18 protein-coding genes and 1 pseudogene are annotated in these 24,458 nt (G+C 43.1%); 9 read left to right on the top strand and 10 right to left on the bottom strand.

Features of this window, described 5'->3' with window-relative positions:
• Nucleotides 1-41 precede the first annotated feature (41 nt).
• The 6 genes and pseudogenes from A5870_RS06020 to A5870_RS05995 all read right to left on the bottom strand — a co-directional run bounded on the left by A5870_RS06020 (nucleotide 42) and on the right by A5870_RS05995 (nucleotide 8,565).
• Entirely contained in the window at nucleotides 42-1,742 is a 1,701-nt protein-coding gene (locus tag A5870_RS06020; RefSeq protein ID WP_086292119.1) for a DUF4091 domain-containing protein, read from the bottom strand.
• Complete coding sequence (locus tag A5870_RS06015) at nucleotides 1,739-2,716, bottom strand: alpha/beta hydrolase (protein WP_086292118.1); 978 nt, start codon at nucleotides 2,714-2,716, stop codon at nucleotides 1,739-1,741. Before A5870_RS06015 ends, A5870_RS06020 begins: the two co-directional genes overlap by 4 nt.
• 3 nt (nucleotides 2,717-2,719) lie before the next feature.
• Nucleotides 2,720-4,084: pseudogene (locus tag A5870_RS06010) on the bottom strand (glycoside hydrolase family 1 protein).
• Nucleotides 4,077-4,982, bottom strand: a complete 906-nt coding sequence (locus A5870_RS06005) for an ROK family protein (RefSeq protein ID WP_081117996.1) — start codon at nucleotides 4,980-4,982, stop codon at nucleotides 4,077-4,079. Before A5870_RS06005 ends, A5870_RS06010 begins: the two are co-directional and overlap by 8 nt.
• A 9-nt stretch (nucleotides 4,983-4,991) precedes the next feature.
• Nucleotides 4,992-6,344, bottom strand: coding sequence for a PTS sugar transporter subunit IIC (locus tag A5870_RS06000; RefSeq protein ID WP_086292117.1), 1,353 nt, complete (start codon nucleotides 6,342-6,344; stop codon nucleotides 4,992-4,994).
• 19 nt (nucleotides 6,345-6,363) lie between these two features.
• Nucleotides 6,364-8,565, bottom strand: a complete 2,202-nt coding sequence (locus A5870_RS05995; RefSeq protein ID WP_086292116.1) for a glycoside hydrolase family 3 N-terminal domain-containing protein — start codon at nucleotides 8,563-8,565, stop codon at nucleotides 6,364-6,366.
• Nucleotides 8,566-8,724: 159 nt separating this feature from the next.
• On the opposite strand from A5870_RS05995, the gene A5870_RS05990 reads away from it, so the two are divergent.
• The 3 genes from A5870_RS05990 (at nucleotide 8,725) to A5870_RS05980 (ending at nucleotide 10,793) form a co-directional block, all read left to right on the top strand.
• Nucleotides 8,725-9,900: a helix-turn-helix domain-containing protein gene (locus tag A5870_RS05990; protein ID WP_086292115.1), complete on the top strand. Its 1,176-nt coding sequence runs from the start codon at nucleotides 8,725-8,727 to the stop codon at nucleotides 9,898-9,900.
• Between the two features lie 106 nt (nucleotides 9,901-10,006).
• Entirely contained in the window at nucleotides 10,007-10,264 is a 258-nt protein-coding gene (locus A5870_RS05985; RefSeq protein ID WP_086292114.1) for a hypothetical protein, read from the top strand.
• Nucleotides 10,265-10,607: 343 nt separating this feature from the next.
• Entirely contained in the window at nucleotides 10,608-10,793 is a 186-nt protein-coding gene (locus A5870_RS05980) for a hypothetical protein (RefSeq protein ID WP_086292113.1), read from the top strand.
• Between the two features lie 48 nt (nucleotides 10,794-10,841).
• Here the strand turns inward: A5870_RS05980 and A5870_RS05975 are convergent, their stop codons facing one another.
• The 3 genes from A5870_RS05975 to A5870_RS05965 all read right to left on the bottom strand — a co-directional run bounded on the left by A5870_RS05975 (nucleotide 10,842) and on the right by A5870_RS05965 (nucleotide 15,317).
• Nucleotides 10,842-12,311: a glycoside hydrolase family 1 protein gene (locus A5870_RS05975; RefSeq protein WP_086292112.1), complete on the bottom strand. Its 1,470-nt coding sequence runs from the start codon at nucleotides 12,309-12,311 to the stop codon at nucleotides 10,842-10,844.
• A gap of 91 nt (nucleotides 12,312-12,402) precedes the next feature.
• A complete protein-coding gene (locus tag A5870_RS05970; protein WP_034868462.1) occupies nucleotides 12,403-14,304 on the bottom strand; it encodes a beta-glucoside-specific PTS transporter subunit IIABC in 1,902 nt (633 codons plus the stop codon).
• A 170-nt stretch (nucleotides 14,305-14,474) separates the two neighbouring features.
• Entirely contained in the window at nucleotides 14,475-15,317 is an 843-nt protein-coding gene (locus tag A5870_RS05965) for a PRD domain-containing protein (RefSeq protein WP_081116752.1), read from the bottom strand.
• Nucleotides 15,318-16,374: 1,057 nt separating this feature from the next.
• On the opposite strand from A5870_RS05965, the gene A5870_RS05950 reads away from it, so the two are divergent.
• Nucleotides 16,375-17,238 carry a helix-turn-helix domain-containing protein gene (locus tag A5870_RS05950; RefSeq protein ID WP_010747920.1) on the top strand — a complete coding sequence of 288 codons (864 nt, stop codon included), beginning with the start codon at nucleotides 16,375-16,377 and terminating at the stop codon, nucleotides 17,236-17,238.
• A gap of 257 nt (nucleotides 17,239-17,495) precedes the next feature.
• On the opposite strand, the gene A5870_RS05945 is transcribed toward A5870_RS05950, so the two are convergent.
• Complete coding sequence (locus A5870_RS05945) at nucleotides 17,496-19,289, bottom strand: oligopeptide ABC transporter substrate-binding protein (RefSeq protein WP_081116753.1); 1,794 nt, start codon at nucleotides 19,287-19,289, stop codon at nucleotides 17,496-17,498.
• A gap of 377 nt (nucleotides 19,290-19,666) precedes the next feature.
• Here A5870_RS05945 and A5870_RS05940 point away from each other — a divergent pair, with 377 nt between their 5' ends.
• The 5 genes from A5870_RS05940 (at nucleotide 19,667) to A5870_RS05920 (ending at nucleotide 24,424) form a co-directional block, all read left to right on the top strand.
• Nucleotides 19,667-20,968 (top strand): DUF1576 domain-containing protein, encoded by a 1,302-nt coding sequence (locus A5870_RS05940; protein ID WP_081116754.1) that lies wholly within the window; start codon nucleotides 19,667-19,669, stop codon nucleotides 20,966-20,968.
• A complete protein-coding gene (locus A5870_RS05935) occupies nucleotides 20,965-21,315 on the top strand; it encodes a hypothetical protein (protein WP_081116755.1) in 351 nt (116 codons plus the stop codon). Before A5870_RS05940 ends, A5870_RS05935 begins: the two co-directional genes overlap by 4 nt.
• A 167-nt stretch (nucleotides 21,316-21,482) precedes the next feature.
• Nucleotides 21,483-21,845 (top strand): YxeA family protein, encoded by a 363-nt coding sequence (locus tag A5870_RS05930; protein ID WP_081116756.1) that lies wholly within the window; start codon nucleotides 21,483-21,485, stop codon nucleotides 21,843-21,845.
• Nucleotides 21,846-21,852: 7 nt separating this feature from the next.
• Complete coding sequence (locus A5870_RS05925) at nucleotides 21,853-22,605, top strand: ABC transporter ATP-binding protein (protein WP_016610385.1); 753 nt, start codon at nucleotides 21,853-21,855, stop codon at nucleotides 22,603-22,605.
• A 13-nt stretch (nucleotides 22,606-22,618) separates the two neighbouring features.
• Nucleotides 22,619-24,424: an ABC transporter permease gene (locus A5870_RS05920; RefSeq protein WP_081116757.1), complete on the top strand. Its 1,806-nt coding sequence runs from the start codon at nucleotides 22,619-22,621 to the stop codon at nucleotides 24,422-24,424.
• Nucleotides 24,425-24,458 lie beyond the last annotated feature (34 nt).

Genomic DNA, 24,458 nt, shown 5'->3' with positions numbered 1-24,458 from the left:
CTTTTAGGAAATGACTCATCAATGGTGACGTTTAAAAATGTCTATTTTACCAAAAGTGCGCGAAGTGCCTGACGAAACGCCTCCATCTCCTCGGCGGTCTGTAGAAAAACATCGGGATGACTGTGGTGGCTGTCGCTCATCCAGTGTTTGGTGTCTGTAACTTTAAGAAAATCTGCTACTAAGGCGTCCGTTTGCTTCGGTTGAGCAGCTTGGGCTGTCTTCATAAGATAAAAATCTTCAATTCCCCGTTGGAGTTGCTTATATCTTAGTGACAGCAATATATGTCCATGATTGCCAGGATAGACGAAGCAAAGATCACCGATCGGTAGTGAGCTCGTATTGTATCGAATATCGGTCCGAGCCTGTTCTGGCCAGCAATTGTATGCCCAACGCAGGAAGCCGTCTGTTTTGAACTGATACGATAAGATTCCTTGCATTCGCGTTTCTAACAAGGGACTATGCAAAAAGGTATTCGGTTTGTCGGGATAATTGCAGACATAGTACTGCATCTTCCCTGGATGGCTTTTTATCAGTGATTCGTAATGGTTGCAAGTACAGTAATAGGAAGTGACAGGATGATCGATCACTGGCAGCAGCTCAAACAATACGTCTTCTTTATCAAAAGCAGCTTTGATCTGGATCGACGGATCAATTTCTTTTAAGACCGCTAACGAGGCTCGGAAACTGTCGATTTGCTGTTTCTTCGGTTCGTCAGAAACGATGCGAACCTTCTCCCATAGATTCTTCCCTTTAAAATAATCAAATACTTGGCGTAGATACTCCTGCAAATCAGCTTTTTGATTGAGAAAGCCAAAGGTGCCTTTTCCCTCATCGTAAAAGCGAATCACCAACTTTTCTGGATGGTCCAAGTTGACCAGCGGGAAAAATGGCGGCTCCCAGACCCCTAATAAACCAAACACATCAATTTCTTCTTTGATACCCGCAGCAAAAAAACAATCCAAGTAACGCGTCAGCACAGAAAAATCGCAGGACAGTTCTCCGTCTGGCGTCTTTTTGACCTTGACCATCGAATACTCATATAAATTAGCAGGATAATCTTTGACGATGTAATTGAACCAGCCCTTCCATGGGATCTCTCCGGCGATCACTGTAATTGCTTTTTGTCCGATCGCAGCGAGACTCTCAGCCATTTCCTTGATCAAGTCAAAGTGGGCATCGCTCCATAACGGAACGTCAAAGGTGCGAGCCAAATTGCTGGGCTGCTGCCACATATTTAAGTTGAACGTCTCTAAATAGTCTTTTGGAAAAGTAAAGCCATCCACTTCAATCGTTAGGTTCTTTTCTAACAAGCATTCCTCATGGCTAGTCAAGTGTGCCCGATAGACCTTGATTTTCACGGGATATGCTTGTGGTTTGATCGTCTCATCGATCTGCCACTCCAAATAAAGAGGCGCAAAGCGATCGCCAGGATAGGTTTTGGCAGTTTGTTCAAGCAATTTATCGGCGTACGCCAATTCCTGCTGACCGACATAATAATCGATGAATTGCGCTTTGACCGGCAATTCGCTGATGATTTCAATGCGGATCATTGGAATCTCAATTTCATCGGGAATCGAAAATTCTTCTCCGATGATGTAATGATTCAGTTTGCCATCGTGTAGCAACAGCTGACAAGCAGCGTGGCTGTTGCGAACAGCTGATAGCGTGGTAATGGGTTGCGGCTCCTGGGTTAGCAACGCCGTTGATGCCTTATAACTTTCATGTACAAGGATTGCCTTCATGCTTCTTCTTCCTTTCTAGGATCAGTCAGCCGTGCAACAAGGGCTTGATAGGAAACTTGCTCAAATGCTTCCGGCATGATTGCTAATAACTGCTGCAGGCTGATATTCTTTACGATTTTTAAACGACTTTTGTCTGCCCATGATGGAAAAGCCTGCAACAGCAAGCGTTTGTTTTCATCTGAGTCGAACAATACCCGAATCGGCCACTGGCCAAGATCAGGCAGCAAAGCTGGTTTAGTAACCTTTTCTGCCCAATTCAACTCTAGCCATTCGACGCATTCATCAAACCAGCGAGCAAAGCGCGGATCGACCATTTCTTTACGATTGCCAAAGCGTTCGGTTGCCAAAGAAAGACCGTGACGTCCTTTTTGGAAAATATGACTTTCAAAAGGGACCTCATGCTCTTCTAGGGCTTGTAGGTAGGCCAGCGAGTTTTCGATAGGAACAACATTGTCTTCATAGGTTGAAAACAAAAAGGTGGGCGGCGTATCTTTCGTGACACATTCATTTAATGAAGGCGCGTCGATCTGCATGACTGTGGCAAATGAGGACAAAATCGCTGGATAGCCTAACAGGCATAAACTTGGTTTCATATGGGAGATCGTCGATAGCGCCGCCGCTAGATGACCGCCGGCCGAAAAACCGATCACAGCGATTTTTTCGGCGTCGATTCTCCATTCACTGGTTAGTTCTTGGATTTTAGCAATCGCTTTTTCGGCATCTACTAAGGAAAGGCTGAAACTGCGATGGACCCCCACATGATAGCGTAAGACCCCGGCGTGAAAGCCTTGGGCAGCAAAATTTAAAGCGATCGGCTCGGCTTCTCGCTCACTGCAAAAGGAGTAGCCGCCGCCAGGGATCACCAAGACAAACGGTCGATCCCCCACCCGATCATACTCCGCTTTTTCCTCGTGCAGATAAACCGTCAACCCGGCTTGTGCTTCTTGATCAAATAGATATTCCTGAATAAACACCGCTTACTCTCCTAACCCGTTTTTATCGATGACGTTTTGATACCAATAAAAACTGTCTTTCTTGTATCGCGCCAAGTCCAGCAGCTGCTCATCCGTGCGATTGACATAGATAAATCCGTAACGTTTAGCGATGCCTTCATGAGTACTGACTAGATCGATGGCACTCCACGGACAATAGCCGATCACATCGACACCATCTTCGATCGCGAGTGCCATTTGTTCAATGTGCTGTTGCAAATAGTCGATGCGATAATCATCGTGAATTTTACCATCGGTTGTCAAAACATCTTTGGCACCGATGCCGTTTTCCGTGATCAAGAGAGGCAGACGATAGCGGGAATAAATTTCATTCAACGTAAAGCGAAAGCCTTAAGGATCAATGGGCCAGCCAAATTCAGTCATGGGCAAATGAGTGTTTTCTACTGCTTGAAAAAAACCGGGAATTCCAAAACCAGACTGTTGATCGAGTTTTGTCTCTTTTTGAAAATAACTGCTGACGGTCATCGTGTTGTAGTAATTCAATGCAATATAGTCACAGGTACCCGCTGCCAAAATCTTTCGATCTGCTTCGGTCACTGTGGGTGCTGCGCCAATCGTCTCTAATAAATGCCATGCGTTATGATTGTACGTACCGAAAACAGCGACATCTAGGAACAACCAATTTCTCAGGGCACTCATATAAAGAGCTGCCAGCTGATCGGCTGGTTTTTCAGATGCAGGATAGACGCTGGCGATATTCGGTGCCGGGCCAATCCTGCCGCTAAAATTGCCTGCATGAAATTGCTGAGTAACCAATGCTTGTGCCACCAGCATATGATGATTTTCTTGAAATTTTTCTTTCATGGATTTTTGACTCGTACCAATGACCGAACCAGCAAGCGCCATCACATTTTGTTCATTGATGGTTTGCCATAGTGGGACTTGTTGACCAAAGTTCTCGAACAGCACTTGGCAATAATCAGCAAATGCTTGGATCGTTGCTCGGTTTTCCCAACCACCTTCTTCGGCAATGGCAAGGGGCAGATCAAAATGAAAGACTGTTACGATTGGTTGGATCTCATTTTCAAGTAAAAGGTCGATCAACTTCTGATAAAACGCCAATCCTGCTGGGTTGACTTTACCATCGGGCATGACTCGGCTCCATGAGATGGAAAAACGATAGGCTTTTAACCCTAATTCTTTAAACAATTTCACATCTTCTTCATATCGGTGATAGTGATCTGATGCTACTTTAAAATCAGTAGTCCCTTGTGGAATCTCTTTGATGTCTTGCACTGAGGGACCCTTGCCGTCTTCTGCCCATGCGCCCTCTACTTGATAAGCACTAGTGGATGCTCCCCACAAAAATGCTTCTGGAAAATTACTCATTCCAAGGTTCCTCCTTAACTGCACCGATCAAATTGGCATCCGCTTGAAAATAAGCGGCTTGGATCGCAACTGGTTGTAGTGTTTTTTCAATGATTGGTGCCGTTTTAAAAATTCCTTGATAGCTGGTGGTTATGGCATCGATCACACGCGGCTGACGACTGATACCGCCACCGATAACGATTTTCTCCAGTCCCAATAGACACTGAAGATCAAAACATAAGACGGCGACTTCTTGGGTATAGGTCGAAAGCAATGCCTCTGCTTCAGGGTCACTGGTTTTTTCAAGCGTTTCGAAAACCAGCGGGCCATCAGCTGTTACCTTCAAACAAGCAGCCAAACGCTCAATCAAGCCGACGGCGGAAAGACCGACCCCAACGAAGGAATTTCTGTCCATGATTCGCCGATCACGGATCATGAAACTGACCTCCCCTGCTTGACCGCGATTTCCACGATAGAGCTTTCCATCAAGGCAAATTCCGACACCAACACCCGTTCCTAAAATAATCGCCGCACCATTTTGAATGCCTTGCAGATTTCCAGCTTTCATTTCTCCTAACACTGCGGCCTTTGCGTCATTTTCGACCGTAATGGTTGTCACCTTTTCTTCACTTAACTGGCAAAGCAAATCGGGTAAGTTCACCCCATCGAGGTACGGCAGGGCGCCGCCAAAGAAGACCGTCCCTGTTTCATCGACGGAACCAGGAACTGCGATAGCTACTTTGGTGAAAGAATCTTGACGAGCATAGGTCTGGAGGATCATTTTGATGGTTTCATTAAATGCCTTCAGTGTTGTCGGGGTGGGAAAACACTGTCTTTCATTGACCTCGTTGTTTTTGACCCATCCCGTTTTGATGTGCGTCCCGCCGATATCAATTCCTAAATAAACCAATTGTGCCACTTCCTTTGTTTACGCTTGTACTTCTTCGGTGATTTTTTCTGTCATTCCTGTTGCTTCACTTGCTTGCTTTTTTTCAGCAGCCAGTTCTAATTCATACTCTTTCTTGTCGGCAATTTTTAAGAATGGATACCACATAACAATCCCAATCAGCATACAGATGACCATCAAGATCGTGTAATTGAGCCCTCCTGAAAACGGCATTTTGATGAAGGTCGGTGTCGTCCACGGCAACAAGCTCATAGTAGGATTCAAGCTAATAGGCAAAATCGTTGTCGCCAATCCCCAGGTCACGAACCCAGCAATCAGTTGTGTGAATACCTGTGGGATAAAGAACAAGGGATTCAAAATAATCGGCATCCCAAACATGATCGGTTCCGTGATGTTAAAGATCGATGGGATAAATGACAACTTTCCTAGTTGTTTCATTTTTGCCGATTTGCTGCGGATCATAAAAAAGGTGACAAAGCCCATGAAGCCGGCAGCATACATCCCCATGTAGATCACAGAAGGAATCAGATAAGGCAACGCTTGGCCTTGTTGGTAGGCGGCAATATTTGAAACGACCATGGTCATGCTAATCGCCCCAAGCGGCCCTTGTAAGACTGCGTTATGGATCCCAAAGAACCATAAGACGGCTAATAATTCCATAATGATGATGATGGATAATGGGCTAGCAACCAATGAATTTAACGGTGCATTAATTACATCAATAAAGAATTGGAAAATCGAGCCTGATGAAGTAAACCCAAATAAGACGCGTATGACAAAAACGACGACAAAAATAATCGTGACCACAAACACTGGTGCTAAGGATTGGGTTACCATTGGGGGAACACTATCCGGTAGCTTGATCATGATATTTTTTCTTGATAGGAAAGCATAGAAACGTGTCGCCAATAAAGCCGTCAGCATGCCGATAAACAATCCTTGTCCGCCTAGAAAATCAAGCTTCAAAGCTCCGATCGTTTGTTCCACTGCTTGGCCATCTTGCATGACGGTCGTTGCCACCGTTTGGGGCATCAACATGATGAAACTAGCTAAAGAAATAATCGCTGAGTTGCGTTCGTTGCTTCCCAACTGTTTTGCGTAAGAATACGCCAAACTGTATACGACATACAATGCAAAGACGCCAGTTGCTCCGTTGGTGATCGCTTCAACATGTTGAAAGATGCCAATTTTCGTCAAATAGTCTGTCCAACCGGGAATCGGAAAGTTACCCACGATTGTGATAAAGGCGATCCCTAAAGTGATGGGACTTGTTCGAATGAACCCTTCCATCAAAGCCGCCAAGACTTTGTTTTGCTGCAATTTTTGTGACATTGGTAATAGTTTGCTACTTAAAAATGCTTCTAATTTTTCCATTTTCTCTCACTCCTTCAATTTATATGGTTACGGTAAGCAACGTTTCTTTTTGATCGATCCGCATCAGGAATCGATAGGTACCATTAGATAAGTGTTTTGCCCCTTGATTGTCATAAAATCCGAGTACTGATATCGGCAACGACAATCTTTTCTCTTTGTCTTCTTGGGGTGCCAATAAGACGAGGTCACTCGCAATCAATTGTCGACTTGGACGAACCATCGATGCAGGGCGCTGCAATAGATAAATCTGAACGACGGTTTCTCCAGCTACTTCCGCTTGATTTTTGATGCGATAGTCCAGTTGGATCGTTTCACTGAGGACCGCACTCTCTAGCCATTCACCAGTAAACGTACCATAACTGAGACCTGTCCCGAATGCGAATAAGGGTCCATTTGATTCATCGCGGTATTTTGACAAAAAGCGATCAGAATGCTCACTAGCTGTCAAAGGTCTCCCCGTTGGCAGCTGGGCACTGTGTATTGGGATCTGCCCTACACTGCGAGGAAAGGTCATGGACAGTTTTGCTGTCGGAGAAGCCTGACCACTCAGCAGATTGGCAATTCCGATCCCACCCATCGTTCCCGGATACCAAACTAGCAGTAGGCTGTCAAACAGCGGCTCCACTTGAGTCAAGACGAGAGGCCTGCCAGTGTAAAGCACGCCGATCAAAGGCTTACCAGTCTTTTTCAACGCTTGGATCAAGCGAATTTGTTTCAGCGGTAGCTGCAAATGAGCTTTTGATGCACCTTCGCCGCTCTCCATAAATTGTTCTCCAAAGGTCAAGACGATGACCTCTGCTGCCTCAGCCGCTTTGACGGCTTCCACAAGCAGCTGATCTTCTGGTTCGATTGGTCCATTCAGCTGCTCGATGCCGGCTTTTAAAGGACCGAATTGCTCATAAGAATCAAACAAATTGTATCCGCGGGCAAAGATCAGGTTCTCAGCTGCGAAATGTTGCAACAAACCGGTTTTTAAAGGAATCGTGTCTTGTGGCTTGCCACTGACGGATGCCCAAAATCCTAAGGTCAACCGGCTTTCTCCATAAGGACCGATCACAGCGACGGTCTGGTCTTTTTTCAAAGGTAAGCTGCCATCATTTTTTAACAACACACAGCTTTTTTCTACTAGCTTAACGGCTAGCTCTTTGGCTTCATCCGATAAAACTTCCCCAGTCTGCTGCGTTCTCAACCCTCGATAAGGATTTTCAAACAGTCCTAGTTGATTTTTTAATACCAGAATACGCCAAACTGCTTCATCTAATAAAGCCGCAAGTTCAGGTTGTTTGATCAGTTCTGGTAAGTGAGTTGCATAGACCGAAGTCATCATATCAAAATCGACGCCTGCTTCCAAACCTTTTTGGGCGGCTTCTCGTTCATCTTTGGCAAACCCATGAGGGACCAATTCCTTGATGGCTGCATGATCGGAGACCAGTACCCCATCAAAACCGAAACGTTCGCGTAAAATCTCTCGGTTCAGCCAGCGACTGCCAGTTGCGGGCTCACCATTCAGTACATTGAAGGCCGTCATCACCAGCAATGCTTGAGCTTCGATCGCCGCCTGATACGGTTGCAAGTATTCATTGAATAAGCGCTGATTGGACATATCGACTGTATTGTATTCTCTACCCGCTTCTGGTGCACCATAGCCAGCAAAATGTTTGATGCAGGCAGCTACGTGATTTTCTGCCAGTCCATGGGTGAGATCGCCTTGATAGCCCGTCACGACACTTCGGGCAAAACGCTTTGCCGTATACACATCCTCTCCTGGCGACTCCATTACTCTGCCCCAACGAGGATCCCGAACAAGATCCAGCATGGGTGAAAAAATAACATGAAGACCATTTTGGTAACATTCTTTGGCGGTCATCTCAGCGGCTTGCTCGATCAAATCAAAATCGTAGGAACCTGCTTGGGCAAGGGGAATCGGAAAAATGGTCCGAAACCCGTAGATGACGTCCGACATAAACAGCATAGGAATCTTGAGTCGGCTGTGTGCTAACGTTTCCCTCTGTAACTGAATCAATTTTTGGTAATCGTTCACATTATAAATCGAACCAATCTCGTGAATCTTCAAATGTGGTGGAAGCCCCAAATCTTGCATCGGGCCAGTAGTCATCACCTCATTTTCGATGACCAGACTCCCATTTAGTTGAATCGTCTGGGCGATTTTTTCTTCAGGAGTTAGTTGCTGAAACAACTCTTTCAATTTTTCACTATCCATGTTTGATCCTTTCTGTAACCGTTTTATTTAACTGAATTATAGAAGGAAAGAAATCTTATATATACTAAAAAACTAGTATTTATAGCAATATATTTATTGAATACGAAAAAAATTACGTTATACTAAAAGAAAAATACGACTAAACTTTGAGGTGTTTCCATGAATAAAACAACGCTGACCACCGTAATGGATCTGCTTTATCGCAAATACTTGATTCCCATGATCCTCTTGGACCAAGACGGGACTCCTTTATATCCCTCACTGACCTTAACATCCAACAATCCCCTCAAACACTATTTGGAAGAAACGAATGGCCCAGTTGCCAACCTCTATCATTTTGGAAAATATATGCTGGGGTGTTTTGCGTTTCAGTTAGCCGGAAGAACCTGTTATATGGTCATCGGTCCCTGTGGCGTGATCGGCACACCCGAGACGTCTTACACGTTTCTTGAACATGAATACCACTATAATGTGCATTATTCCAAAGAAGATACATACTCCTTTGAAGAATACATCCAGCTGCTTTATACGCTGTTTGTGGAGCGGCCACTGGAAAAAGACCAAATCCATTGGCATTACCAAAATGATCCCCACGATCGATCAATGCAAACGGATCTGAGTCTGGAAACCAATCTTTATGAACGTCGTGTGCATGAAGCCACCTTTGATTCTTATCATTTTGAATTGCGTTATCTTGATTACATCAAGCGAAACGAGCCTGAAAAAGTGGTTTGGGTATTTAACAAAATGAAAGAGACTTATAGTGTTTCTCTCTCCCCTTATGAACTTGAAAGCTTGAAGCTAAAGTTCTCAGCCTTTGTCGCTGTCGTGACCCGCATGAGCATTGATGAAGGCGTACCAGTCAACCAAGCATTTGGTTTATCCGACTCTTTGATTCAAGGACTAGTTTATATTCATTCTGCCGAAGAATGCCTCCGCTATATCAAAGAAGCAACTTATCGTTTTATGGAACTTTTGCATAGCTATCCATTGGCAAAAAAATCACTATTGGTCAAAACGATCGTTAATTATATTGATAGCCATCTCTATGAAAAAGTGACCATTGATGACCTCGCTGCCATTACTGAAAAACATAAGACGCATCTATGCAATCAGTTCAAAAAAGAAATGAACAAAACGATCCACAATTACATTCAAGAACGAAAAATCAGTGAAGCCAAACATCTATTGCTGTTCACCGATTATTCCTACGAGAAAATCAGCACCCAGTTGGCATTCGCGAATCAAAGCCATTTTATCCGTAATTTCAAGGCCGTTACTGGGCAAACACCAAAAGAATTTAAAGAAAAATATTACGCTCACGCTTTAAGTTAACACACGTTTTTCTTCACTACGCCTCATCAGCAAGGGTTATTATTTTTAATAACAAATGTTGTAAGCTATCCTTTTACTCAAATCAATTTGAATGAGGAGAGATAAAATGATCCAACTTGCTCGCTTGATCTTTTGGGTACCAGTCATCTTTTTTTCGTTAGGATTGATCATCGTAACGAAACGATTGCCGCGTTTCACATGGGTTTCCTTATCCATCACGGTTTCTTTAGTGATCTTTGTTTGTAAGATTTTAGAGTATTCCTATGAGATGGCTGATGCACTGTTAATCTTTTATTTCCTAGGATTTTTGCTTTCCGCTAGTCTCCTCGGCTATATTTTTTACTTACGAACTAGAAAACGTTGACTGGTGGTTGCTGACTGCACACTTACACAGGTCGTGCATTCAGCAACTAAGGACACGTAGCTCCATCAAATATGCGGTTTCTTCCAATAGTTCTAACCACCAGCATCCCCTGAAAAGGGGTTTTTTATTGAGGGCTCTGATTTTATCCTTAAGCATACTCCGTTACTCTGTTAGATTTTGAACTTAAGTTCAATGAGATGCCAATCGTTTGTCTATCTCCTTCTTTCAAACGATCACTACTCCCATAAGCACCTTGTCTCCTTGATGGATTAAATATATAATTAAATTGTAATTTAAAACACATAACAAAAAACCGCCAACACTCTTGAAAGGAGCGTGCTCTATGAATTGGCTCACCTTTATTATCCAACCACTGACCCTGTTGTTTTTTCTTACAGTATTCTCTTTTGTCTATTTGATGCCCGAATCCGTTGTGCCTAAATTAAAAATGAAAAAATGGGCGTTGACTGTTTCATTGATCTTTCTAGCATGGCAGCTGCTAACCCCCTTTCTTTTCTTTTTTTACTGAGCACAACAAAAAAGCGGCTCTCTTTGGTGAGAGCCGCTTTGGTTTATTTTAATCCTGTAACAAACTACCGCCATTGGTAGCAATGACTTCTTTGTACCAGTAGAAACTATCTTTGCGGGAACGGTCAAAGCTGCCGTTTCCTTCATCATCCGCATCTACATAGACAAAGCCGTAGCGCTTCGACATTTCTGACGTGGAAGCCGATACTAAGTCGGTACAACCCCAAGGCGTATAGCCCATCAATTCCACACCATCTTCGATTGCTTCATACATCTGTTCGATATGCGCCTTCAAATAATCGATACGATAGCTGTCATGGATCGAACCATCCTCTTCCACCGTATCCAAGGCACCTAAGCCGTTTTCAACGATAAACAACGGTACTTGGTAGCGGTCGTACAAGTTATTCAAAGTCACACGCAAGCCGATTGGATCGATTTGCCACCCCCAGTCAGAGGCTTCCAAGTAAGGGTTTGATTCGCCTAAAGAAAAGTTGCCAGCAGTTGCTTCGCCGCCTTCTTCAGGATTGTGGCGAGCAATAGAACTCATGTAGTAAGAAAAGGACATGAAGTCGACAGGGTATTGCGCAAGAATGTCTAAATCGCCGTCTTCGAAGGTCACTTCGATGCCGTTTTCTTTAAAGAAGCGCTTCATATGTGCGGGATACTTCCCACGAACTTGGACATCAGAGAAGAAGAGATTCTCGTGGTCACGCTTGATTTCTTCCATCACATCTGCTGGATTTGGTGTAGCTGGGTAAGCTTGCATTCGTGCCAACATCATTCCTACTTTGATGTCAGGATTGATCTCGTGGGCAAATTTTGTTGCTAAACTAGAAGCCACAAATTGATGATGCACAGCTTGATACATGTCAGAAAGGTTTTGCGTGCCATCTTCGGATAATAAAGCACCGCCAACATAGCCAGAGATCCCCATGATATTGATTTCATTGAAGGTCAACCAGTATTTGACTTTGTCTTTGTAACGGGTCAAGACGGTTTCTGCGTATTTAACAAACAAATCGATTACTTGACGATTTTTCCAGCCGCCATAGTTTAACGCGATCCCAATAGGTGTTTCGTAGTGAGAGAGGGTCACTAAGGGTTCGATCCCGTATTTTGCACACTCATCAAACACATTGTCATAAAATTGCAAGCCTTCTTCATTTGGCTGAGCATCGTCACCATTTGGAAAAATTCTTGACCAAGCGATGGATAGACGGAAGGTTTTGAAGCCCATCTCTGCGTACAAGGCGATATCTTCTTTGTAACGATGGTAGAAATCTGACCCCCAACGTTTTGGATACAAGCCTTCTTTGTCATTTAAGGCAAACAAGACTTTTTCCCGAGTCATTGGTGCAGCAAATTCTGCCATGTTTTTGCGGTCTTCTGGTTTGACAGCAATCGCTGTATCGGATGTCGCTGGACCACGTCCGCCTTCGTTCCATGCTCCTTCAAATTGGTTGGCTGCAGTGGCGCCGCCCCATAAAAATCCTTTTGGAAATTGTTTTTCTGTCATGATTAGCCTACTTTCTTTTTTCTCATTGATCGGCACAGTGGATCAGCAAGAAAGCAATCTTACTGATCCTGCGACGTGCCGTTAAACGCATTTATTTTACGACTTCGATCAAATTGTCCTGCGCTGTTACTTCTTTTGACTGTGTCGTTTGGATGTCACTGTAGTCGTTAGAGTTCGTGACGATGACTGGTGTCAGCAAGGAATAGCCTTCCGCACGAATCGCCTCTGTATCAAAAGAAATCAATTTTTGACCAGCTTTGACTTTGTCTCCTTGGTTGATGTAGGCAGTAAAGTGATTGCCTTCAAGTTCTACCGTATTCATGCCGATGTGGATCAATAGTTCTGTTCCATCTTCTGTCACTAAACCAATGGCATGTTTTGTTGGAAACAAGATTTTGACTTCTGCATCTGCTGGCGCAGTGATTTCACCGATCGCTGGTTCAACTGCGATCCCTTTTCCCATAGCACCTGAAGAAAAGACTTTGTCTTCCACATCTGCTAAAGCAACCACTTGACCAGTTACTGGGCTTTTGACTGTTTCATCTTTGACGCTGGCAGAAACAGTTTTTGCTTCTGGCGCTGGCGCTGCTGGTGTTGCTTGACCGTCGACTGGTGAATCAACAGTTGTATACAATGTTGGTACTTTCAACAACATCATGATGATAAATGACGCTACGATCGCAATCACTGTACCGATGGCTAAGTGAATGACGCTATGGAAGCTGCCTGTTGCTGGATCGATATATGCAGGATACAAGAAGATCCCCATACCACCCATTGCATAACCAGTGACGTTAAAGATTGACAAGTAGATACCGACGAAACCTGAAACTAAACAAGAAACGATAAATGGTGTTTTCATTGGCAACGTGTACCCGTAGATCGCAGGTTCAGTCACACCGAAGATTGATGAGATCAAAGCTGGCATTGCGCCTTGTTTGACTTTTGGTTCTTTCGTTTTCAACCAAATCGCTGCTAACACACCCGTTTGCGTGAAACATGGTAGCACTGCTGCGGTCAAAATAATCGAAGAGCCGTTTTGCGCCATATCCATGATCGCCAATGGCACAAGACCCCAGTGAAGACCAAACATAACTAATACTTGCCATAATGCCCCTAAAGCAAAGCCGTAAATAATTGGGCTGAAATCGTACACCGCTTGGAAAGCAACACCGATCCAGCTAGAGGCTGTATTTGCGACTGGACCGACCACAAAGAAGGTCAACGGCACAGTGATCAAAATCGTTACAAACGGAACCACAAACATTTTGACTACGTCAGGTGTGACTTTGCGCATAAACTGTTCAATTTTTGAAGCGACAAAAATCGCTAAAATAATTGGCAATACGCTGTTGAAGTAGCCGCCTGCTGGCAAGGTCAAGGTTAGACCGAAGACTTTGCTCGCTTCAGCCACGCTTTCTGCTAAGCCAGGATAGACCATCGCCCCTGCGATCGCTAATGCTGTATAGGTATTCATCTTGAATTTCTTCGCTGCAGTGACGGCTAAGATCATTGGTAAGTATTGGAACAAACCATCGCCTAGAGTATTCATTACTACATAGATACCATTGGTCGCTTCCATCCCAGTTGCTGCCAGCAACGCCGTGATCCCTTTTAAGATACCAGCTGCCGCTAATGGGCCTAAGAACGGTTGGAACAGGCTTGAGATAACATCGATAAAGCGGTCAAACAAGCTGCCTTTTTGCCCGTCGCCTTCATCGATATCAAGACTGCCGCCATCGGCTAATCCGCCGACTTTCAACACTTCATCATAAACATCTGGCACATGATTGCCGATAACGACTTGGTATTGTCCGCCTGCTTTGACGACGGTCACGACACCGTCACGTTTTTGCAAATAATCAGTGTCCGCTTTGCTTTCGTCTTTTAAGTGGAACCGTAAGCGAGTCACACAGTGTTTTACAGATGAGACATTTTCTTTGCCACCAACGTGGGCCAAAATGTCTTGCGCTAATTCAGTATATTTTGCCATTTTGATTGCTCCTTTTTTATTGGTCATTTAATAAAAATAAAAAGACCAGCCATTTCTACAATAAACAAGCATGAGAGATCCCCTAAAAAAAGAGTGACGGGTTTCCTCATCTAGTATTGTAAGAAAGTGCAGGTCTTGCCAGCCGAACTGTAACGAATCCATTTCCATTCTTAGGTTAATTTTGAGTGAGCGGCTAAGTTACCGATATGCAGAATCAAATACATCAATTCCATATCGTTGACATGCCAGCCCTTTTGTTCAAATAAGTATTCTTTGATCGAATCTGCGGTTTCTTTTTCTTTTGGATAGCTGCTGAAGGCCAAGGCAATCATTGGATTTGCCAATACTGGCTCTTCTTTTTCTTGACTTTGTCGAATTAAATAATAGCGAATGTGGGTCACGAACCGTTGGAAGTAAGAAGAATTCTCATCAAACTCGATGTTCATGCTGTACTTAACGATCCGTAAAATATTGTTCGTCAACTCGGTGTGCTCATAAGCACTTTGATTGGCGCTTTTTTCAATTTGCGCATTGACGAAATGCAAAGTGATAAACGCAGCTTCTTCTTGTGAAAAATCGGGATACAGCTCTTTGCGGATCAACTCGACCGCTTGGACACTGACCGCATATTCCTTGGCATAGATTTTCTTGATTTCCCAATGCATGGGATTGGTCAAAACAATTTCTTGCTTTTGGCGACTGATGGCAAACAAGATATGATCCATCAGTGTGAAATAAACATTTGGATTGAAATCGGTTCCAACACTATCCCGAAAAAGACGCACGATTTCATAAATGACGGCCATTTGTTTTTCGTCAGCCTTCGTCATGACTTTCGATATATGTTCCACTGTCAAATCATCTTCTGGATAGTATTTTTTTTCGATTCGCTCAGCTGGAATCGGGTCACCCGGTTTCGTTTGAAAGCCGATCCCTTTTCCCATTAGGATCACTTCAACTTCATCTTCTTTTGAAAGTACAACATTGTTGTTGATCCTCTTGATAATCTTCACGAAAGATCCTCCTTGATCAGCATAGCCCGTAAAAACGTTGCATCCTTTGACGTCTATGCAGAAGGTCTTGTATTTTTTTCTTTCTCTGATGTGCCGTTAAGTGACGAGGTGATTGACTGCTCCAGACAGTGCTGCAGGCTATCGTCAAACCTAGCTGGCAGTTCATTGCGTTTTACTTCTCCCCTCCTTTGCTGATCAATGACTGGACCTTACCTTGGAACCGGTTCTTTTTTTAGCTATTAGAAATAATGGAGCAAAAAAAGAAGACCAAAGCAAAAAAGTGTACAACCCAAGAAACTTTGGGTAATCAACGCACTTTTTTCCTCTGGTCTTGCCTGCCGAACAGTAACGAATCCAGTAATGAGAACACTCTCATGTTCCGTTGAGATAATAGTACTCATTCTGAGAAAAAATGTCAACACTTTTTTTGCAAACGTTTTTCTTTTTTCGTTTTCGGCTTCGTTTCACTCTTATTTGCTCGTAGTTTTCTTACTGATAGTGAGGGGTTTTTCTGTATAAACCCTCTGTGACAACTCTTGCAGATTTTATCCAATAGCACACAACAAAAAAAAACCGTAATCTTCGTACATTACGGTCATAGCTAGAAGGATGATGCTTTACAAAAAACGATCAATCACAAAGAATTGGGGAAGGTCTGGTGCATGACAGACATTCAATGTGACTGACCGCTTTTAGCGATTCATGTGCTTCATGACTTCCACAAACGAAAAGGTGTCTTTGAGAGGGGGAAGCAATCAAATAACCTTTCGATTCTTCAAGATGTTGCTCGATCCTGCGATAAAAACCGCAGAGAGCGAGGAATATGCTGTTCCTATCATAAAGGAAACAGTCACAAGACTTATCATTGAAAGGTCAACGATAAGGTTTCGCAGAAAAGGCAGTACTAGTTTTTAAATGGGTTGATTTCCCAAGGGCCGAATGGTTCAAATTCCATGAAAAACTACCTCCTTTATTATTTGCTATACCTTATTATATTTGATAACATGTTATTAAAATCACATTGTTCAGAAATGCGTCACAATTAAGGAGGTCCCCCATGAAACAGCAAGGCTCTTTAATCAAAAAACTGCGCACAGATCGCAAAATCTCGCAAGCCAAGCTTGCCGAAGGTATTTCCTCACGCACCACCCTTTCTTCATTCGAAAATCGTAAAACAAACCTCTCATCACAAACCCTATTTGACTACTTAGACAAAATGAATATCACGGTTCATGAGTTCAGTCTGTTGATCGACAGCGAAGTCACGGATCAGAAACGTCAGCTGGTGCAAGATTTCTATACCCGTTACTATGAGCGAACACTGACTCTCGACTACTTGACTAGCCTGGAAAAACGCTACTTTGAGACACAAAATTTTTTCTATTATTCTTTGTATGTCCAAGGATTGCTGCTGCTCAACCGTGAATCATTTCTGATGAATCAAGGAGCTTACACCCAAGAAGTCGAACTGGTAAAGCAATACTTGTTTGATATCGAAACCTGGGGGCGCTTTGAGTTAAATTTATTCTCAAATTTGTTATTTATTTTTGACCAAGAAACGATCAGTTATTACTTAGATCATGGGATCAAAAAAATTCTTCACTACGCCAATGATCCATTTTATGCAAATCTGTTAAGTGTCGTGATCTTAAACGGCTGTGCCTTTGCCAGCGAAAATAAAGATGCCTATCTACTAAACAAGTTTCTGCTCTTGTCTGAACCACTCCCCAATACACCCCTCTATTTTTATTTGAAAATCCATCAAGTGCTGTATCAGGAAATTTACTCGTATTTGCAATCCGCTCAGTTGAACAAAGAGATTCTAAAAAACACCTTAGTCGTTATTGAACAAGCCGGTTACCAGAACCATAAAAACGATCTCCAACAGTTGCTTGCTGCTGTTACCAATCGTGCGATTTAGCCGCTTATTAAATGGACATTTATGTAATGTTATCTAACAAAAAAAGCTGATCTTCCAACGGAGCTCAGCTTTTTCGTCAATGTCACTCCAACCCGCCCACGAAACAGCCGCTCAAAATGAAGGGTTCAACATGCGACTTGCTTCTTCCGTCTACATGGACCAAGAAAAAACCAGTTAGGTTTTAATCCTAACTGATTTTGCTTGGCAAAAGCAACGAACACGCTGCTGCCGATTCATTTGTGTAATTTACTAACCGATTAACGAGATTCTGAAGTCACACCGATGGTTGCCCATGGGTTATGATCGGCGTCAAATGCCCAGGTAAAGTTTGCGACACGATCAGAGATCGGTAAGATTTGATTCCGATACAACGTTGGGATCGCAAAAGCTTCTTCAATCGCATATTCTTGCCATGCATCAAAAGCAGCCTTCCGTGTTGCTTCATCAAAGGAATCGATTGAATCGATCGCAGCTAACAATTCAGTATTTTCATCTGACTCAAAACGAGTGTAGTTAAATGCTGAATTTGGTCCCCATAAGCTGGTTGGTGATGGATCTGAACCAGTAGACCAAGCAGCTTGGAAGACATCGATATCTGGATCATCGTTTTTCAGCTTGTCGTAGAAGGCTTGGAAATCGATCAAACGACCTGTTGAATATTGAACATCTAAACCGATTTCTTGCCATTGTTGAACATAGTAATCCGCCAATGGTTGGGCAACTTCCCCACCAGACATTGACGCAAAGTTGATGGTCAATTTGTTGCCATCTGGATCTTCTCGGAAGCCATCGCCATCCACATCGATAAAGCCAGCGTCATTTAGAAGTTGGTTTGCTTTCTCCATATCTAAATGGTATCCTTTTGCATCGCTGTTGTGCAACGTACCATAAACAGGTGGGATCAATGTTGAAGCATTTGAACGCAAGCCGTGATAGAAACGCTCACCGATCGCATCATTGTCGATGGCATAGCCCATTGCTTGACGCAATGCTTTGTTCGCCATTTTTGCATTTGGATCAAAATCAACACTGTTTGTTTCATCATTCCATGAACCTAAATTAAAGCCAAGATACGTATAAGATTGTTCTGGACGACCTAACATTTGGTAGCCATCCATGTTTTGATACGTATCAAAGGTATCTGTTGGCATTTTTAAGACTAAATCGTATTGCTTCGCGTTTAACGCTTCATTGATTGAAGCCGAAGGGACGTTACGCATCACGATTTTTTCTAAGGTTGGTGTATCGCCATAGTAATGTTCATTCGGTACATATTCCACCGTCTCACCTGGTACGATATTACTCATTTTGTATGGACCAAAACCGATTGGATTGGTTCGAACGGGATCACTTGAAGGCATATCTGCCACTTCAATGCCTTCAAAGGCATGTTTCGCTAGTGCAGAGTTCCAGATCGCTCCACCGGATTGCTGCATACCTGGATGCATTTCTTTAAACTCGATTTCAACGACTTTGTCACTGACTGCTGTGATCCCCGAGATCGTATCAGCTTCGCCGCTGTGGTATTCTTCCATACCAACGATATTTGTAAAATCATTGTTGTAACGAACGCCATCATAGTCTTGATGTCCGATGACTTCATAAGAGAAGATCACGTCTTCAGCCGTTACATCGACCCCATCAGACCACTTCAAGTCCTCACGCAAAGTGATCGTTGCCTTGTTATTATCGACATCTAATTCTAAATCAGCTGGTCCACCATTCACAATTCGGAAATCTTCATCTTGTAGGAACAAATATTCATGGCTTGGTAACATGAAGTCACGGTCATAAGCATCTTGATAAAACTCCCATTGAAACAACCCTTGGAATTGCGTATCTGTTACTACCGCAACATCTAAGACGCCCCCATCGATCACTTCATCGTTATTTTCAACTGCAAGCTGCAAATCATTGATATCAAATCCAGCTGCCTCAGTTGATGATTCTTGTGTATCTGTCGAACCTGTTCCACCTTCGTTACTTTGTCCGCAAGCCCCTAAAACAAGCGCTGCCAATAAAGTAATCATGCCAAACTTCGTTTTCTTCATACTCTTCCTCCTTATTTAAATCCCTTCCTCGTGATTCAGTGATCACTCGATCTTCGAATAAAAAAACCAAGCAAACAGTTTTTTTTATCTTAAAATGGCTTTTTTATTAGAAAATCTGAACGAGATTAACTAAATTATAACAATTTTCGTAAAATTCTTTCTGTCAATAATTTCACCGATTGATGAAATTATTGAAAAAAGGGCGATTCTCCTTGATACATCGCCGTTATTTTTATTCGCATTTTCTTAAATTTTTCTTTTTCTCCCTTTTTTGGTTCTCATTTCTCTCGTCGTCCTGCTACTTAAAACTGTCAAAAAATACTTTTTTGTCGCTAAAAGGTGTGATACTATGAAAAAAAGGAGCGTTCAATGAAACTATGGCAGATAAACGAGTTTTCTTACAAACAAAATCGAAACCCTTTGCACCTATCTCACAGCTCTTAACCCAGCGCTTGCTTTTGGCGTATAGCATCGTCTTGATCCTCATTGGCTTGGTTGCTTCCCCTCCTCAAGCTTTGTGGCAAGGCTCGCTGGCAATCTTAAATGCCCCCAGCAATTTGATTTCTGATTATTTTGCGATCGGCAATCTTGGAAGCGCCTTTTTAAACAGTGGCTTATTGACATTGATCAGTATCCTCCTTGCGAAAAAGCAAGGAACGATTATTAGTGGACCAATGATCGCTGCTTTTTTTACCATATCTGGCTTTTCTTTTTTTGGAAAAAACATCTTTAACTCGATTCCCATTCCACTTGGTGTCTATTTATATTCTTACATACAGCAACGCCCCGCTACACAATATTCACTAGTTGCCTTATTTGGCAGTGCCGCCTCGCCGGTCATCAGTTACTTAGCATTCGGTTTAGGGTTGCCTTTACCAGTCGGGATCGCTTTTGGTTATGGGATCGGTCTATTGATCGGTTTGGCGCTCCCTCCTCTAGCAGCTCAATTTTTACAATTCCACCAAGGTTTTTCTTTGTATAATATCGGGTTTGCTGCTGGCATCATCACTATGTTTTTCACGAGTTTTTTACGGCTGTTCGACTTGGAAGTCTATTCAAACAAACAGTTGACGACGGAGTATCACTATTATCTGACTGGGTTCTTGCTCATTCTTTGTCTTGCCATGTTTCTTATCGGTTATCTTCTAAATCAGCGATCCCTCAAAGGCTTGCCTGAGCTTTTTCAAACGTCAGGGAAATTAATGACGGACTATGTCACGATTTTTTCCCTTGGGGTCACGATGATGAACATGGCGATGATGGGGATGTTGATGCTGTTCTTTGTCTTCTTCTTACAAGGCGAACTATCTGGTCCCCTTTTAGGCGCAATACTGACCGTGATTGGTTTCAGTGCTTTCGGGAATCACTGGAGAAATAGTTTGCCTGTCATGATTGGGGTGGTTTTAGCAACCAAGGTCGGTTTGACCTCTGATGTCTCGACCTTCAGTTTATTGCTGACAGCGATCTTCGGCACCAGTCTAGCCCCCATCAGTGGGTATTATGGTCCAGTTGCTGGCGTAATCGCTGGGGTGGTCCATGCAGCCTTGGTCACAAATATCACCTATTTACATGGAGGATTGAACTTATACAATAATGGCTTTTCCAGTGGATTTGTCGCGGCAGCAATGGTACCATTGTTAGATGAATACCAGCAAATCAGAAGGCGGAGAAGAAAATGATTGAAAAAGAACGGGCACGGCGAATCGTCGATGAAGTGGTCACCTACTTTTTGTCCCATGACTGTCAAAAGATAATAAGTGAGATGGCCTTTGAAGCAGAGGGGTTTAAAGCAGTTGTGCAAGGTCAATTTCCAGAGCAGCCCACTGATTTAGAACACTTTATCGACATGCTCAACACACCAAGAGATAGCACGTTAGAAAATTATTATGTGGAGCTGTTAGGCGGTCATCAAACGATCCATGAAGAAAAAGATTACTATCTATTAGGATTAATGATCGACGAAGCCGCCATTATGTATGACGAGGGCCAACTAATCGTTGAACTATTTCGCAAAAAATACAATTGAAAAGCCCTACGCAAAAAACGTTTCTAAGCGGTGACCTTCACCCTTTAGAAACGTTTTTTGTTCGTTTGTCGTGACAAAATTGAAAGTTTATTGATAGATTTTTCACACTACTTTTCAGAAAACCAGCTTTATACTTTCATCATAATAAAAAATGAGGTGACCGATAGATGAAAAAACTTCTGATTGGACTTGCAGCGCTCCTCCTCATAGGGTTCGGCGCATTGCAAGTCGCACAAACCGTCATCATGGGCGGCGACAGCTACTATGTCCAAATCACCACAGATGGTGAAAAGACGAATTCTAAGGATGACAATGGGAATGTCTATACTCAATACCATTACGAATTGCCAGGGTATGATGAGAACGGCAAAAGCAAAACCCTTGATTTCAACGGTTTCCAAGAACGACCATTGCGCAAAGAAGCCTATTTGAAGCTTACTTGGAACGAAAAAAAAGGGGTAACTGGCTATGAAGAGGTCAAAGAAAAAGATATCCCAGCCAAAGCATTAACCCAATTAAAAGGAGCGTAACGCAACGATGGAAAAAATTATTCAAGCAAATGAACTGACCAAAGTATACGGAAAAGCCAACGAAAAACAAACCGAAGCCTTAAAAGGCATCAGCTTTGATATTGAAAAAGGCGAATTCATTGGAATCATGGGGGCTTCTGGTTCAGGGAAATCCACCCTACTCAACATTCTTTCAACGTTGGATCATCCGACAAAAGGTGCCATTCGCATCAACAATAGCGATATCACCAAACTAAAAGGCGATGCCTTGGCAGATTTCCGCAGCCGTGAAATCGGCTTTATTTTCCAAGACTTCAATCTATTAGAAAACTTAACGGCTTCAGAAAACATCGCTGTCCCGTTGTCTTTACAAGGAGTCAAACCAAAGATCATCCAACAACGGATCAAACAAGTCGCAGAACGCTTGTCCATCACACATATTCTCGACAAATATCCAGCAGCGATCTCTGGTGGTCAAAAGCAACGGGTGGCAGCCGCGCGAGCCTTGATCACGGAACCAACGATCCTTTTTGCGGATGAACCGACAGGTGCCTTGGATTCAAAAAGTGCGAAAGACTTATTGAATATGATGGACGACTTGAATACCAATGACCAAGTATCGATTTTATTGGTCACTCATGATCCCCTTTCTGCCAGCTATTGCCAACGTATTTTATTTATCAAGGACGGAAAGATCCATCAAGAAGTCAAACGTGAGGATCAAAGCCGCGAAGCGTTTTACCGCCAGATCCTTGTCATTCTAGGAAACTTGGAACAATAAGGAGGAAGAACACATGCTTTGGAAACTATCACTTACCGGGATCAAAGCTCGGTTGAAGGATTATATCGTCCTCTTTTCTGGTCTAGTCATGGCTTCAGCCATCTTTTATATGTTCGAATCAATGGCGAGCAATGAAGCCTTTTTAAAAAGCAACTCGATCATCAGTATGGTGGTCTTCGTCTTTCGTTTTGGCTCGGTCCTCTTAGGGATCATTACCTTTGCCTACATCTTATACGCCAATTCTTTCTTGATGGCGATGCGCCAAAAGGACTATGCCATGTTTATGATGTTAGGAGCCAAAGGACGAAAGATCGCCCAAATGATTTTTATCGAAACCTTTATGGTAGGTATCGTTGCCACCGCAGTCGGCTCGATCTTAGGGATCGGCTTAGCAAGTGGTGTCAATACTTTGCTAGTCAATCAATTAAACTTGCAGATCTCCCATTATGCAGCATTTAGTCCCGAAGCATTGATCGTAACCGTCGTCTTCTTCTCGGTTCTCTTTTTGATTGCTGCCATCTTCAATGCACGGGCAATTGCCAAAAAATCGATTTTAGCATTATTACGAGAAACAAGCACGCCGGCACAAGTCAAACAACGGCCATTCTTGCTCTTCTTGCAAACCATTTTAGGTCTTTGTTCCTTAGCCATCGGCTATTATATGATGAGCGATTTGATGACCTTCCAATTGATCGGGATCGGCATCGCCCTTGTCACGATCGTTCTTGGCACATACCTCGTCTTTCGTTCGGTGATCATCGCTCTTTTATCCCTATTAAAGAAGAACGATACGATCGCGTTGAAAAAGTTAAACAATTTCACCTTGTCGCAATTAAGCTTTCGGATTCGTGAGTATACCCAGATGCTTTCGATGGTGGCGATGCTTTTTGCTCTAGCATTAGGTGCCTTGACGGTTGGTCTTGGCTTTAAAAACGAGATCCCTATCCTAGCAAAAACTGTTGCCCCTTATGACTTGTATTTGAACAATGCCCAAAACGCCTCTGACGAAAAAGTCAATGCGTTAAACCCGACCCTTGATGTGACCTACAGCATGAAAGAAACAGATGACACCATTTATTACGTGAAGGAACAATTCAACGAAAACAACTTGCCCAGCTCCAGTATGGATCAGATGAGTGTCGATGTCACTTACAACAAGCTGACTGGCGATCAATTAGCTTCTGATCTGACCGCCCAAGACCAATTGCGTAGCTACCTCTTACCAGAACAACGAGGTAAGGAGATCCAAGTCGTGGATCAAACCGCTTTTGGTGCAGTCAATGCGCCGGAAACTAGCTTGCGAATGGTACAAGTCAAAGACTTCCAAGCAAGCTACGATGCGTTGCGTGATTTGGCGCAAGCAAATCAAGACGCAAATTCTTCAGAAACCGCCGATATGAATTTCTCACAACGGGTCTTCGCCTACGACAGCTATAACGGGATTTTCTCTGGTTTTGAATTTATGGGCTTCTTCCTGGGTATCGCCTTCTTGACGATGTTAGCAAGCTGCCTGATGTTCAAAATTCTTTCAGGGGCAAACAGCGACATTCAACGTTACACGATGCTGAAAAAAATCGGTACCCGCACGCGTTTACTGAAAAGCTCGATCCGCAAAGAGATCGGCGTGCTCTTCCTAGTTCCTGGTATCTTAGGAATGATCCATGTCTTGTTCGGTCTAAAAATGTTCACAACCTTGATGATCGATCCGTACCATGACCTATGGCTACCTTTTGGCATCTTTATCGCCCTCTACGCCATTTATTACGTGGTGACCATTGGGTTATACACCAACATTGTTTTAAACCCCAAAAAAAAATAACAATCACACTCTGAATTGCTCAACGCAAAGAGAC

This window comes from Enterococcus sp. 2G9_DIV0600 (assembly GCF_002140615.1).
Lineage (GTDB): Bacteria > Bacillota > Bacilli > Lactobacillales > Enterococcaceae > Enterococcus_D > Enterococcus_D innesii.
This window is presented reverse-complemented; position numbering and strand designations above follow the sequence as displayed.